This is a genomic window from Actinotalea sp. (assembly GCF_041597215.1).
In the GTDB taxonomy this organism is placed as follows: domain Bacteria; phylum Actinomycetota; class Actinomycetes; order Actinomycetales; family Cellulomonadaceae; genus Actinotalea.
In genome coordinates this window covers 13,025-27,098 of record NZ_JBFHHB010000011.1, presented here as the reverse complement: position 1 = coordinate 27,098, position 14,074 = coordinate 13,025, and the positions used below count along the sequence as shown (strand labels likewise).

Genomic DNA, 14,074 nt, shown 5'->3' with positions numbered 1-14,074 from the left:
CAGTGCCGCAGCGGTGGCCTCGGGGTTGTTGTGGTAGCCGCGGAAGACATGCGCGCCGGAGACCTCGATCTCGCCGTCGTCGGCGATCCGGAACGAGGCACCGGGGAACGGGGGCCCGACGGTGCCGATGATCGTCTTCTTCGGCATGTTGACCGCGGACGGCGCCGTGGTCTCGGTGAGGCCGTAACCCTCGAGGACACGCAGCCCGACCCCGCGGAAGAAGTGGCTGAGCCGGGCGCCGAGCGGGGCGCCGCCCGACACGGCGTACTCGGCGGCTCCGCCGAGTGCCGCGCGGAGCTTGTGGAGGACGAGCCGGTCGGCGATCCGGTGCTTGACCCGGAGCACGGGGCCCGGCCCTCCTGGTCGGTCCAGTGCCTCGGACCACGAGATCGCCGCCGCGGCGGCCCAGCGGAAGATCTTCAGCGTGACGGCCTTGCCCGCGGCCTTCTGCTCGGCGGAGTTGTAGACCTTCTCGAAGACCCGCGGCACGGAGAGGATGAAGCTCGGCCGGAAGGTGCCGAGGTCCGCGAGCAGGTTGCGCGTGTCGGGCGTGTGGCCGAGGACGGCACCGGACGGCACGCACAGGACCTGGATGAATCGGGCGAAGACGTGCGCGAGCGGCATGAAGAGCAGCGTGCGCGAGTAGCTCTGGGAGACGACCTCCGGCAGTCCCGCCACGCCCTCCAGGGTGAGCGAGACGAAGTTGCCGTGCGTGAGCTCGGCTCCCTTCGGGCTCCCCGTCGTCCCGGAGGTGTAGATGATCGTCGCGAGGTCGTCCATCCCGGCGAGGGCGCTCCGGCGGTCGATCTCCTCCTGCGGCACCCCACGACCGGCGGAGACGAGCTTCTCCAGGGCACCGTCGTCGATGACGAGGACCTCGCCGAGCTCGGGGAGCTGGCTGCGCACCGACTCGGTCGCGGCGGCATGGGCGACCGTCTCGACCACAGCGAGTCGGACACCGGCGTCGCCGAGGATCCAGGCGATCTGCGAGGCGGAGGAGGTCTCGTAGACCGGGACGGGCACGGCACCGGCTGCCCAGGAGGCGAAGTCGAGGACGGTCCACTCGTAGCGGGTCCTGCTCATGATCGCCACGCGGTCACCGGGCTCGATCCCCTTCGCCACCAGTCCGCGGGCGACGGCCGAGACCTCGTCGACGAAGGAGCGCATCGTCACCGGGGTCCAGGTCCCGCCGAGCCCGGACTTGCGCTCGACGAAGACGGAGTCGGGGGACCGGTCGAGCCGGGCGGCGACCAGGCCGGGGATCGACATGCTCGGGTCGATCGAGACGAGGCTGGGGGAGGTCGAGGTGCGCACGGTGCTCCTGGGTCGGTGAGGCCCGTCCGTGGGCCGCCACGAGCCTAGTGGTGCCCGTCTGCTCCCCGCGGTCACTCGGCCGTCAGCGGCTCGCGGAGCGCCTCTCGGCGTCGAGGTAGGCGTCCATCGCCCGCGCCGTGGCCGCATCGGTCACGAGCACGTTGTACAGGTTCGCGCGGGCCGCACCGATCGCTGCCTCGGTCTTGGAGACGCCCCCGGCGAGGCAGATCGCCGTGGGGATCTTGGCGAGCTGCTCGGGCGTCACCCCGAGGAGTCGCCTGCTCCCGTCGAAGGGCACGAGGGTGCCGTCGATGAGGAACGACCTCCCGGCGACGTCACCGACGGCCCCGTGCAGCGCGGCGTCGTCGACCGGGAAGCCTGCCGCGGCGTAGGAGGCGTCCGGCTTGGGCCAGGCCCCCACCCCGACGATGGAGGCGCGGGCGCTCTCCCAGGTGTCGAGGAACTCGTCGAGCCCCCCGGACTCCAGCAGGGAGCGGTAGAGCGTGTCCGGGACGAGGGCGGGTGCGTGGAAGTACCGGGCCTGCGCGCCGACCTGCGTCGTGAGGCTCCGCACGATCTCGTTCGGCTGGAACCAGGGCTGGTCGCTCGCGTTGCCGCCCATCGCCGGGGCGACGACGACGCCCGGGAGCGAGCGCCGGACGTGGCGCGAGGCGCTGTAGACGCCGCGTCCCCACGAGACGATGAGGACGTCCCCGGGGGAGAGGTCGGCCTGGTCCAGGGCAGCCCCGAGGGGCTCGGCAAGGAGTGGGCCCGGCTCGGCCTCGTTGGCGCGCCCCGAGGCGATGTGCACCGCGCGCAGGCCGAGTCGCTCGCACAGCCGCGGGGCGAGGTCCGCCTCGACCTGCGGAGGGACGATCTCGATCCGGACGATGCCCTGGGCGCGGGCTCGTTCGAGCAGCCTGCTCACCGTCGGTCGGCTCACCCCGAGGTGGTCGGCGATCTCCTTCTGGGAGGCGTCGTGCTCGTAGTACATGACAGCGGCGGTGACGAGGAGGTCGACGTCGTCGGCGGCCTGTGCTCTGCTCACGGGGTGATCCTTCCGGTCAAGGTCCGGCGAGTCCAACCGACCGTGAGTCGGTGAACGGATGTGCTGGACAGATGTTCACTCCGGGGAATAGTCTCTCACTATCGGCTCGACCACGGCACACAGACGTGCGTGCGGGTGAGGATGACCTTCGTCGGCAAGGCAGCGCGGTGGTCGTCCCTCGACGCTCGTCCGGGTGCCGATCGACCTTCAGTGGTCTGGTGCGCGGCGGCGACGTCGTGATTCCGATCGACGCCGACGATTGCTTGGCACAGATCCTGGTGGCTCACAGCACCTCAACACGGAGGAACCATGACATCAGCTTTCGATCGTTACCGCGCGGCCGACGTCGCCCTGCCGGATGAGGTCTGGGCCTGGGAGCTGCATGGCGCGGGCGAGGAGAACATGGGCAAGGACGGTGAGCCCGAGCTGCTGCCCATCGCCACGCCCGACGCCGACCAGATGCTGGTGCGCATCGACAGCGTCGGGCTCTGCTTCTCCGACGTGAAGATCATGCGCCAGGGCGGCAGTCACCCGAAGCTCTACAACCGCGACCTGTCCACGAACCCCACCCGGCTGGGACATGAGGTCAGCCTCACGGTCATCGAGGTCGGGGACGAACTCAAGGACCGGTACCACCACGGCCAGCGGCTCGCCGTCCAGCCTGACATCTACCAGGACGGCACGAGCACGGCCTACGGGTACACCATCCCCGGGGGCCTGATCCAGTACCACGTCATGGGCACGGAGATGCTCGACACCGACGCCGGCGCCTGCCTGCTGCCCCTCAACGACAGCATGGGCTATGCCGAGGCCTCCACGTTGGAGCCCTGGGGCTGCGTGATGGCGGCCTACACCCAGCGTCGCCGCCTGGAGCCGAAGTCCGGCGGGATCATGTGGATCATCGGCCGGCCCGGCGACGAGCGGGAGTATCTCTTCTCCTCCGGTCTGGACGCCCCGGCCACCATCGTGCTCACCGACGCCCCCGCCACGGTGCGCGCACTGGTGGACCAGACCTCGGCCACCGTGATCGTGCGCGACGGCATCGGCGCCGACGACTACCAGGCGCTGGTGGACGAGCTGACCGATGGTGGCGGCTTCGACGACATCGTCATGCTCGACCCCCGGTCCGCGGCAACGGTGGGCGCCGTGGCCACGCACATCGCCCGGCGGGGCACCCTCAACCTCGTGGGCCAGACCGCCCTCGACGGCCTGGTGAGCACCGACGTGGGTCGCCTGCACTACGACTACACCGCCTACCTCGGCAACCAGGGACCGGATATCGCCGCCTCCTACGGGGACGCGCGCAACCGCTGCGACCTGCGGTCGAAGGGCACCACCGTCTTCGTCGGCGCCGGCGGTCCGATGGGGCTGATGCACATCCAGCGGGCCATCCAGCAGGCCGACGGCCCGAGCAGGATCATCGCCACGGAGATGAGCGACGACCGCCTGCAGAGCCTGCTGCAGCGTCTGGCCCCGCTCGCCGAGGCGAACGGCTGCGAGCTCATCACCTTCAACCCGCAGACCCAGGAGCAGTCCCTCCACGACTTCGTGATGGGGCTCACAGACGACGCCGGTGCCGACGACGTGGTGGTCAGCGTCCCGATCTCCGACGTGATGGCCGAGGCCGACACGGTGATGAACGCCGACGGCATGCTGGTCTTCTTCGCGGGCGTGCCCAACGGCACCCTGGCGCCGCTGAACCTGAGCGCGGTGTACCTCAACAACGCCCAGTACACGGGGACGTCAGGACTGACGATCGACGACCAGCAGCAGGTCGTGGACTTGGCCGACCGAGGGGAGCTCTCGCCGGGATCCATCGTGGGCGCCATCGGTGGGATGCGGGCGGCGAAGGACGGGATCCAGGCCCTGATCGAAGGCCGCTACTCCGGGAAGGTCATCATCTTCCCGCAGATCCAGGACCTTCCCCTGATGGGGCTCGGTGAGCTGAAGGAGAAGCTGCCGGAGGTCGCCGAGCGGCTGGCACCCGGCGACCTGTGGACCAACGAGGCGGAGCAGGCGCTCATCGAGACGTACTGGCGAGGCTGACCGCCGGCGACGGACGTCCCACCTCGCGTCCGCCGCCGACCGCAGGCAGCACGGTGCCCGGGCGCAGGACCGCCCGGGCACCGTGCTGTGCGGCGACGGAGTCTCGTGCACCGCGGTCCGGTGCGCGCGCGGGGACCGACCTACCGCGGATCGTCGGGGGCGAAGCTCCGCAGGATGGGTCGACCGACGCGTCGGGTGGCCGGGTCGCTGTCCTGGGTGAGCTCGAGGGCAAGGGCCACGACCTCGGCGCGTACCTCAGGTCGTCGGGTGGCGATGGCGCGCAGCGCCATCGTGATCGATTTCGCGACCAGCGGTCGAGGGTCGTCGGCGTGGGTCCGGGCGTGGCTCAGGGCTCGGCGGAAGTGGTCGTCGGGGGCGCTGGTGTCGTGCAGGGCCAGCGCCCAGATCAGGGCGAAGCCTGCGCGCCGGACGAACAGACGATCGTCCTCGACCCACCGTTCGACCATCGGCCAGGCATGCGGCGTCCGGTCGAAGAGCCGGAAGCAGACGGTGTCGACGATCGCCCAGCTGTCGAAGTCCTCGCACCACCGCTGCATCAGGCCGCGGCTGACCTGGGCGGGGTCGGCGACCATCGCAGCGAGCGTGCGCGTCTCGTACGCCCCGTGTGCCCAGAGGTCGAGGGCGAGGCCATGATCCCTCCCCGTCGCCGAGGCGATCTCGAGGAGGCGTCGCATGGGGACGCCGTAGGACGCGTCCGCGTGGATCCCGTACTTCTCGCCCATCGCCCGACGCGCATCGGCATCGGACTCGGCGCCGAGGGTCGCGAGGATGCCCTCGAGTGCGGGCGAGGGGGTCACGGTCGCTCCGATCGTTCGAGGCGGGCGAGCCGCGGGAGACTCTCCCGAGGCGGACGCCGGGCGTCGATCAGTCGTGCTTGTGCGTCGGGTCCAGCACGCGCGCGAGGAACGAGCGGGTGCGCTCGTGCGAGGGGTTGCCGATGAGCTGCTCCGGCGGGCCCTGCTCGACGAGCTGACCGTCGTCCATGAAGACGACGCGATCGGCGACCTCCCGGGCGAAGGCCATCTCGTGGGTGACGACCATCATCGTCATCCCGGACTCGGCGAGGTCCCGCATGACCGAGAGCACGTCGCCGACGAGCTCGGGGTCCAGGGCGGACGTCGGCTCGTCGAAGAGCATGATCGCGGGGTCCATGCTCAGCGCCCGGGCGATCGCCACGCGCTGCTGCTGACCGCCCGAGAGCTGGCTGGGGTGGGAGTCGGCGCGGTCGCCCAGGCCCACGTGCTCGAGGTTCTTGCGGCCGATCTCGTCGGCCTCGGCCTGCGAGCGGCCCAGCACCTTGCGCTGGGCGAGCGTGCAGTTCTCCAGGACCGTCTTGTGCGGGAAGAGGTTGAACTGCTGGAACACCATCCCCACATGCGTGCGCACGCGGTCGATGTCGACGTCGGGGTCGGTGACCTCGACGCCGAGCACCGAGATCGAGCCGGCCGTGGGCTGCTCCAGGAGGTTCACGCAGCGCAGCAGGGTCGACTTGCCCGAGCCGGAAGGGCCGATCACGCAGACGACCTCGCCCTGGGCGACCTCGAGATCGATGCCCTTGAGCACCTCGCGCGGGCCGAAGGACTTGCGCAGGCCGTCGATGCTGACGACGACCGCGCTGCCCGGGTCGGCGGTGCCGATGGGGGAGTCCGTCATACCCGTCCCTTGCTTCCGGTCTTCTTCTCCAGCCAGCGGGTCAGTGCGCTGAGCGGGATGGTGATCATCAGGTACACCAGGCCGACGACGACGAAGGCCGTCAGACCGCCGACGGCACTCGAGTTGAGCGTCTCCCTGGCGAGCTTGGTGAGCTCGTAGGATCCCGCGGTCAGGCCCATCGCGAAGACCAGGGACGTGTCCTTGGTGAGCAGGACGATCTCGTTCGTCATGGGCGGGAGGACCAGCCGGAAGGCCTGCGGGATGACGACGCTGCGCATCGTCTGCCCCGAGGTCATGCCGAGCGACCTGCTCGCCTCGACCTGGCCCTTCGGCACCGCCTGGAGGCCGGCGCGCAGGGTCTCGGCGAGGTAGGCGGCCGAGACGATGCCCAGCGCCAGGGCGATCGTCACGGTGATCGAGCTGAAGCGCACCTGGAAGGCGACCGGGACGATGTACGCGAAGGCGAGCACCACGAGCAGGGCCGGGACGCCGCGGAAGAACTCGACGTAGCCGGTCGCCAGGATCCGGTACAGCTTGACCGAGGAGAGCTTCATCAGGGCGAGGACGAGCCCGAGCGAGAACGCCACGGCGAAGGCCGACAGCGTGTAGCGGATGGTGTTGAGCGCGGCCAACGGCAGCTTGTCGGCCATGTTCGCCGCTGCCTCGAGGTTGAACACCTGCTCGCGCATGTTCGACCAGTCGGTACCGGCCGCCACGGCCAGCACGACGGCGACGAGGACCGCGTACTGCACGACCCGCGAGACCTGGGCGCGCTTGCGCGGGCTCATCCTGGCGCGGCCGGCCGGCAGCGCCACGCTCGGGCTCGTCACGCTCAGCCCTCTGCGGCGGTCACGCCGATGTAGGTCGCGTAGATCGTGGCGTAGGTGCCGTCGGACTGGATCCGGGCGATCGTCGCGTCGACGGCGTCGAGCAGCGCGGTGTTGCCCTTCTTCACGCCGAGGCCGTACTGCTCGCCGGTGGAGAACTCGGCGCCGACGACGTACTCGTCGCTCGTGTACGGGCCCAGGACGGCGATGTCGTTGATGATGCCGTCCACGTCCCCGTTCTTCAGGGCCTGGATCTGCAGGCCGAGGTCCTCGTACTGCAGGACGTCGAGACCGTTGTCGGCGGCGAAGGTCTCGCCGGTGGTGGCCTGCTGGACGCCGATCGTCGTGCCCGCGAGGCTCTCCAGGCTGTCCAGCCCGGAGTCCGTGGTGGTGAGCAGGCCCTGGTTCGCGTCGAAGTAGGGGGCGGAGAAGTCGAGCTTGCCCGCACGCTCCTCGGTGATGGTGATGCCGGAGGCGACCAGGTCGCAGGTGTTGGCGTTCAGCGCCGCGCCGGACTGGATGCCGTCGAAGCCCGTCTCGACGAGCACGAGCTCGGCGTCCAGGTCGTCGGCCACCTGCTGGACGATGTCGATGTCCAGGCCGACGATCGTGTCGCCGTCCTTGTACTCGAAGGGCTCGTACGGCGGGTTGGTGCACACCGTCAGCGAGCCGGGCGTGATCAGCGAGATCCCGTCGGCCCCTGACTCGCTCGCCGTCGAGCTGCACCCCGCAAGGGCGAGTGCCGCGACCGCGGCGAGGGACAGAGCGGTGGTGTGCCGGGGTGCCATGAAGAGGTCCTCTCGAGGATGTCAGCGCGTGGTTGGAAGAATATACAGCGCCAACGATACGTATGCAGAATTCAGGGGAAAACGGGCCTAGGTCCCCCCTGCCGCCCGACGGCGACGTCCCGGACGGGCACGACCGCTGCGCCGACGCCCGTTCGGCTCACTGGGCCGGCGGCTCGGCGAGCTCCGCGTCACGGACCACGGCGACCTCGACGTCGGCGGCCGTGAGCGCGATCTGCGCGCGGCCCGCGGCGAGCACGTCACCGAGCGCCGTCCGCACCAGTGTCTCCTCCGCGACGGGGACGAGCAGCTCCCCGCCCACGACGCGGTAGCGCATCGACACCTTGGCCTCGGACTTCACCTTGCGCAGCGCGGCCAGCGCACGCCCGGCAGCCCCGAGCATCCCGGGGTCGATCTCACCCGCCGCCTCGCGCAGTGGGGCCGCGACGGGCCACGGCGCGCGGTGCACCGAGCCCTCCTTCCACCAGGACCAGACCTCCTCGGTGGCGAACGGCAGCACGGGAGCCAGCAGCCGCAGGAGCGTGTCCAGGGCGAGGCCGAGGGCCGCGCGAGCCGAGAGGGTCGCGGCGGACGGCTCCGCGTCGCCGCCGCCGTAGGCACGGTCCTTGACCAGCTCGAGGTAGTCGTCGCAGAAGGTCCAGAAGTAGGTCTCGGTGAGCTCGAGCGCCCGGGTGTGGTCGTAGGCGTCGAGCGCAGCGGTCGCCTGGTCGACGACGTCGGCGAGGCCGGCGAGCATCGCTCGGTCCAGGGGCTCGGTGACCGCGGCACCCTGCGCCCCGGCGCCGAAGCCCAGGGCGAACTTGCTCGCGTTGAGCACCTTGATCGCCAGACGGCGGCCGATCTTCATCTGACCGACCTCGAAGGCCGCGTCGGTCCCGAGGCGTGCGGAGGCGGCCCAGTAGCGGACCGCGTCCGAGCCGTGCTCCTCCAGCAGGCCCATCGGCGTGACGACGTTGCCCTTGGACTTCGACATCTTCTTGCGGTCGGGGTCCAGGATCCAGCCGGAGATGGCCGCATGCGCCCACGGCAGCGAGCCGTGCTCGAGGTGCGAGCGGACGACGGTGGAGAACAGCCAGGTGCGGATGATGTCCTGGCCCTGGGGGCGCAGGTCCATCGGGAAGACGCGGGAGAAGAGGTCCTCGTCCCAGCCCCAGCCGCCCGCGATCTGCGGGGTCAGCGAGCTCGTCGCCCAGGTGTCCATCACGTCGGCCTCGCCGACGAATCCGCCGGGGACCCCGCGCTGCTCAGCGGTGTAGCCGGCCGGGACCTCGCTCGTCGGGTCGATCGGCAGTGCCGCCTCGTCCGGGACGATCGGGTGGTCGTAGTCGACCTCGCCGTCGGCGTCCAGCGGGTACCACAAGGGGATCGAGACGCCGAAGAAGCGCTGGCGGCTGATGAGCCAGTCCCCGTTGAGGCCGCCCACCCAGTTCTCGTAGCGCACGCGCATGAAGTCCGGGTGGAAGGCCAGCTCCGTCCCGCGGTCGAGCAGCTTCTCGCGCAGGCCCTCGCCCTTGCCCTCGGCGCGCCCGCCGTTGCGGATGTACCACTGCCGGCTCGTGACGATCTCCAGGGGCTTGTCGCCCTTCTCGAAGAAGTTCGCCTTGCGCTGCGTGGCCGTCGGCTCGCCGTCCAGGTCACCCGTCTCGCGCAGCCCGTCCACGACGGCCGTGCGGGCGGAGAACGTCGTCTTTCCCGCGAGCTCCGCGTAGCGGGCACGCCCGGCCTCGGAGGTGATCCACTCGGGGGTCTCGCGCAGCAGGCGCCCGTCCCGGCTGATCACCGATCGGGTGGGCAGCTGGAGCTCGCGCCACCACTGCACGTCGGTCAGGTCGCCGAAGGTGCAGCACATCGCGATACCGGCGCCCTTATCCGGCTCGGCGGCCGGGTGGGCCAGCACCGGGATCTCCACGTCGAACAGGGGAGCGCGCACCGTCGTGCCGAACAGGTGCTGGTAGCGCTCGTCGTCCGGGTGGGCGATGAGGGCGACGACGGCAGGGATCAGCTCGGGACGGGTCGTCTCGATGTGGATCGGCGTGCCGTCCTGCGTGCGGTGGAACGCGACCCGGTGGAAGTGACCGGGGTAGTCGCGCGCCTCGAGCTCGGCCTGGGCGACGGCCGTCTGGAAGGTCACGTCCCACAGCCCCGGCGCCTCGGCCTGGTAGGCCTCGCCGCGCTCGAGGTTGCGCAGGAAGGCCCGCTGCGCGACGGCCCGCGAGCGTGCGTCGATCGTCTGGTAGTGGTGCGACCAGTCGACGGAGAGGCCGAGCCGGCGCCACAGCGCCTCGAACTGCACCTCGTCCTCGACGGTCAGTCGCTCGCACAGCTCGACGAAGTTGCGGCGCGAGATCGGCAGCTGGTCGGCGGCCTTGATGCTCTTGCCCTCGCCGCCCTCGTGCGGCGGGACGAAGGCCTCGTCGTAGGGGAGCGAGGTGTCGCAGCGCACCCCGTAGTAGTTCTGCACCCGGCGCTCGGTCGGCAGCCCGTTGTCGTCCCAGCCCATCGGGTAGAACACCTCGCGGCCACGCATCCGCTGGAAGCGGGCGACGACGTCGGTGTGCGTGTAGCTGAACACATGGCCCACGTGCAGCGAGCCCGAGACGGTCGGCGGCGGGGTGTCGATCGAGTAGACCTGCTCGCGCGTCTTCGACCGGTCGAACGCATAGGTGGACCGCTCGGTCCAGATGCCGTCCCAGCGCTCCTCGAGCCCGTCGAGGCTGACCTTGTCCGGTACCCGGCTCGCTGCTGGTGTGGAGGCTGCGGGGGTCACGGGCTGCTGGTCGCTCATGGTGCGCGATTGTCCCAGAACTGCGCGGTGCTCGTGCACGCGTGTCGCCGGCCGAACGGGGGCTCAGGGTGCGATCGGGGGCGTCCCGGATGTCGCAGCGGTCCGCGAGGCGGCAGGATCGTCCCCGCAACCGACTTCCGAACCCGAGGACCCCCATGCGTGCACTGGCAAGCGATCCGGCAGCGACCGAGCAGATCGCCTCGGCCCGAGACCTGGTGAAGGTCTACGGCAGCGGTGAGGCGGCGGTCAGGGCGCTGGACGGGGTCGACGTCGACTTCGCCCGTGGGGAGCTCACGGCGATCATGGGTCCGTCCGGCTCCGGGAAGTCGACCCTCATGCACTGCATGGCGGGGCTCGACACGCCCACGTCCGGACTGGTGATGGTCGACGGGGAGAACGTCGGCCGGATGAAGCAGCGGGACCTGACCCGCTTGCGTCGCACGAGGCTCGGCTTCGTCTTCCAGTCCTTCAACCTCATCCCCACCCTCACGGCGGAGGAGAACATCACCCTCCCGCTCGACATCGCGCGCACCGACGTCGATCGTGGGTGGTTCGACACCGTGGTGGACGCCGTCGGCCTGCGCGACCGGCTCGACCACCGCCCGGGGGAGCTCTCCGGCGGTCAGCAGCAGCGCGTGGCCTGCGCGCGCGCCCTCGTCTCGCGCCCCTCCGTCGTCTTCGCCGACGAGCCGACCGGGAACCTCGACTCGCGCTCGAGCGGCGAGGTCCTCGGCTTCCTCCGGCACTCGGTCGACGACCTCGGGCAGTCCGTCGTCATGGTCACGCACGACCCGACGGCGGCCTCCTACGCGCACCGCGTGCTGTTCCTCGCCGACGGCCGCCTGGTCGGAGAGCTCGAGGACCCCACCTCCGAGTCCGTCCTCGACGCCTTGCGGGAGCTCGGCGCGGGGCGCCGGGAACCCGTCCCGCACAACGCACCCGCAGGAGCGACCGCCGGCCGGCGGGGGGCGCACGTCGCCGAGGGCCCGGCACTGTGACCAGGGTCGCGCTGCGCAGCATCCGCGCCCATCTGGGCCGCTTCCTCATGTCGGTGGTCGCCGTGCTGCTCGGGGTGGCCTTCGTTGCGGGGACCTTCAGCCTGCGTGCCATGCTCTCGAGCACCTTCGACTCGATCGTGGCGGCCTCGGCACAGGCCGAGGCCTACGTGCGCGGGGAGCGTGCGTCGGAGTCGACGGGCGATCCCTCGACGATCGGGCGCGAGCGGGGGGTGATCCCGCTCGGGCTCGAGGAGCAGATCGGTGCCGTGGACGGGGTGCGGGCCGTGGTCCCGGACCTCGCCGGGACCGTCGTCCTGGTCGGGAAGGACGGCACGGCCGTCTCCGGCGGGGGCGGGGCGCCGAGCTTCGCCCTCGCCTACGACCCCGCCGACACGAGCATCACCCTCATCGCGGGTGACGCGCCGGTCGGAGCCGGCGAGATCGTGCTGGAGACCTCCACGATGGAGGCCTCCGGCCTGGCGATCGGCGACACGACCTCGATCGTGCTCGGCGGGGTGAGCCAGGTCCGCGTGGTCGGCGAGGCCGAGTTCGGCAGCGCCTCGGCCGGGGCGCGCTTCGTCCTCATCGACCGTGCGGTGGCGATCGACGCCTTCGCCCCGGACGGCTCCGTCTCCGGCTTCTCGGTCTACGCGGACGAGGGCATCGACGAGGAGACGCTCGTCGCCACCCTGTCGGCGGCGCTCGCGGACCAGGACGGGATCGAGGTCGCCACCGGCGAGCAGGTCCGCGACGAGAGCAAGGAGCAGATCGACACGATCCTGGGGTTCATCTCGACGTTCCTGCTCGTCTTCGCAGCGATCTCGCTGTTCGTCGGTGCATTCATCATCGCCAACACCTTCCAGATGATCGTCCGGCAGCGGCAGCGCGAGTTCGCCATGCTGCGCGCCATCGGGGCCTCGCCGGGGCAGGTGTTCGCCTCGATCCTGGTGCAGGCCGTCGTGGTCGGGCTGATCGGCTCGGCCGCGGGCGTGGGAGCCGGCGTCGCGCTCGTCGCGGGGCTCCGCCTCGTGCTGGCGCAGATGGGCCAGGAGCTCTCCGGAGCGATCCCGCTCGACGCGTCGACCGTCGGGATCTCGATGACGGTCGGTGTCGCAGTCAGCGTCGTCGCGGCTGCCATCCCGGCGAGACGTGCGGCACTGACCCCACCCGTCGAGGCCATGCGGGACGAGGTCGTCGTCGCCGACCGCGCCTCGCGGTTGCGCGCCGTCCTCGGAGCGCTGCTCATCGCCGTCGGCGCGGCAGCCGTCGTCGCGTCCGTGGTGGCAGAGCTCGGCTCCGCTGGCACCGTCCTCGGAGCCGGCGCCGCTGGGATCGTGCTCGGCGTGCTCCTGGTGTCCCCGACCGTGGTGCCCGCCGCGCTCCGGGTGCTCGCCGCGCCCGTGGTCGCGGCCCTGCGCCCGCTCGGCGCGCTGGCCAGGGGCAACGTGACCCGCAACCCGAGGCGCACGGCGTCGACGGCCGGCGCCCTGATGATCGGGATGGCCCTCGTGGGCGCCGTCTCGGTGCTCGCGGCCTCGGCGGCGGAGTCCACCCGCTCGATCGTGCGGAACGAGTCGACGGCGGACTTCGTGCTGCAGTCGGCCACCTTCGAGGTGCCCAAGGAGATCGTCGCGCAGGTCGAGGCCCTCGACGGGGTCGTGGCAGCCGACGCGACCCATGTCGGCCCGCTCACGGTCGAGGGGGAGCGCACCCTGGTCGTCGGCATCCCGGCGGACATGGTCGGCCGGACGCTGAGCGTGGAGGTGGTGGAGGGCGACCTCTCCGGGCTCGGCAGGGGTGAGGTCGCCGTCGCCCGGGACGCGGCCGAGGAGAAGGGCTGGGCGGTCGGGGACGTGCTCACGCTGACGGACGGGACGCAGAACCTCCAGGTGCCGATCGCCGCGGTGATCGACTCCCAGGTGCTCGACGTGGACGTCACCCTCCCGCTCGACCTCTACGACACGCTGGTCCCTGCGACCCAGGACTCGATCCGGACCGTCCTGGTGGCCACGGTGGAGGGCACGGACCCGGAGCAGGTGCGCGCGGAGCTCGCCGAGGTCGCGAAGCCGTACCTGATCATCTCCGTGCTCGACAACGAGGAGTTCGCCGACGCCCTCGCCGACCAGGTCAACCAGGTGCTCGTCATCCTGTACGCGCTGCTCGGGCTCTCCGTGGTGATCGCCGTCCTCGGGATCGTCAACACGCTGGCCCTGTCCATCGCCGAGCGGACCAAGGAGATCGGGCTGCTGCGCGCCGTCGGGCTCGGGCGGGCCCAGCTCGCCTCGGTGGTGACCATCGAGTCGATCCTCACGGCGGTGTTCGGCACCGTGCTGGGGATGCTCGTCGGGGTGGGCATCGCCTCGGCGCTGCCGTCGGTGTTCGCGGACCAGGGGCTCGACGTCCTCGCCGTGCCATGGGCCCGGCTCCTGGGGATCGTGGCGCTCTCGGTCGTCGTCGGCGCGGTCGCGGCCGTGGGGCCGGCGGTCCGTGCCGCGCGGATGGACGTGCTGGACGCCGTCTCGCACGAGTGACGAGGGTGCGCACGTTCCCAGGTCGGTGACCTAGGGTCTCTGGGA

The 14,074-nt window shown here is 71.1% G+C and carries 10 protein-coding genes; 3 read left to right on the top strand and 7 right to left on the bottom strand.

Translation table 11 applies throughout. The features are described 5' to 3' along the window. Positions 1 to 1,314, bottom strand: a 1,314-nt coding sequence (locus ABWK99_RS02060; RefSeq protein WP_372593026.1) for a long-chain fatty acid--CoA ligase, incomplete at its 3' end; no start/stop codon positions are given. Between the two features lie 82 nt (positions 1,315 to 1,396). Then, entirely contained in the window at positions 1,397 to 2,362 is a 966-nt protein-coding gene (locus ABWK99_RS02055; protein WP_372593025.1) for a sugar-binding transcriptional regulator, read from the bottom strand. Between the two features lie 309 nt (positions 2,363 to 2,671). Between ABWK99_RS02055 and ABWK99_RS02050 the strand changes: the two genes are divergently transcribed. Further along, complete coding sequence (locus ABWK99_RS02050; RefSeq protein WP_372593024.1) at positions 2,672 to 4,408, top strand: alcohol dehydrogenase catalytic domain-containing protein; 1,737 nt, start codon at positions 2,672 to 2,674, stop codon at positions 4,406 to 4,408. A 140-nt stretch (positions 4,409 to 4,548) separates the two neighbouring features. Here the strand turns inward: ABWK99_RS02050 and ABWK99_RS02045 are convergent, their stop codons facing one another. From ABWK99_RS02045 to valS, 5 genes are all read right to left on the bottom strand, one after another. Further along, entirely contained in the window at positions 4,549 to 5,226 is a 678-nt protein-coding gene (locus tag ABWK99_RS02045; RefSeq protein WP_372593023.1) for a DNA alkylation repair protein, read from the bottom strand. Positions 5,227 to 5,293: 67 nt separating this feature from the next. Further along, positions 5,294 to 6,082: an amino acid ABC transporter ATP-binding protein gene (locus ABWK99_RS02040; RefSeq protein WP_372593022.1), complete on the bottom strand. Its 789-nt coding sequence runs from the start codon at positions 6,080 to 6,082 to the stop codon at positions 5,294 to 5,296. Next, complete coding sequence (locus ABWK99_RS02035; RefSeq protein ID WP_372593021.1) at positions 6,079 to 6,912, bottom strand: amino acid ABC transporter permease; 834 nt, start codon at positions 6,910 to 6,912, stop codon at positions 6,079 to 6,081. The genes ABWK99_RS02040 and ABWK99_RS02035 overlap by 4 nt, the downstream gene beginning before the upstream one ends. Before the next feature lie 2 nt (positions 6,913 to 6,914). Continuing rightward, positions 6,915 to 7,697, bottom strand: a complete 783-nt coding sequence (locus ABWK99_RS02030) for an ABC transporter substrate-binding protein (RefSeq protein ID WP_372593020.1) — start codon at positions 7,695 to 7,697, stop codon at positions 6,915 to 6,917. A gap of 157 nt (positions 7,698 to 7,854) precedes the next feature. Further along, complete coding sequence (gene valS, locus ABWK99_RS02025; RefSeq protein WP_372593019.1) at positions 7,855 to 10,500, bottom strand: valine--tRNA ligase; 2,646 nt, start codon at positions 10,498 to 10,500, stop codon at positions 7,855 to 7,857. A 155-nt stretch (positions 10,501 to 10,655) separates the two neighbouring features. Between valS and ABWK99_RS02020 the strand changes: the two genes are divergently transcribed. Further along, entirely contained in the window at positions 10,656 to 11,498 is an 843-nt protein-coding gene (locus tag ABWK99_RS02020) for an ABC transporter ATP-binding protein (RefSeq protein ID WP_372593018.1), read from the top strand. Next, positions 11,495 to 14,029: an ABC transporter permease gene (locus tag ABWK99_RS02015; RefSeq protein ID WP_372593017.1), complete on the top strand. Its 2,535-nt coding sequence runs from the start codon at positions 11,495 to 11,497 to the stop codon at positions 14,027 to 14,029. Before ABWK99_RS02020 ends, ABWK99_RS02015 begins: the two co-directional genes overlap by 4 nt. Positions 14,030 to 14,074: the final 45 nt, after the last annotated feature.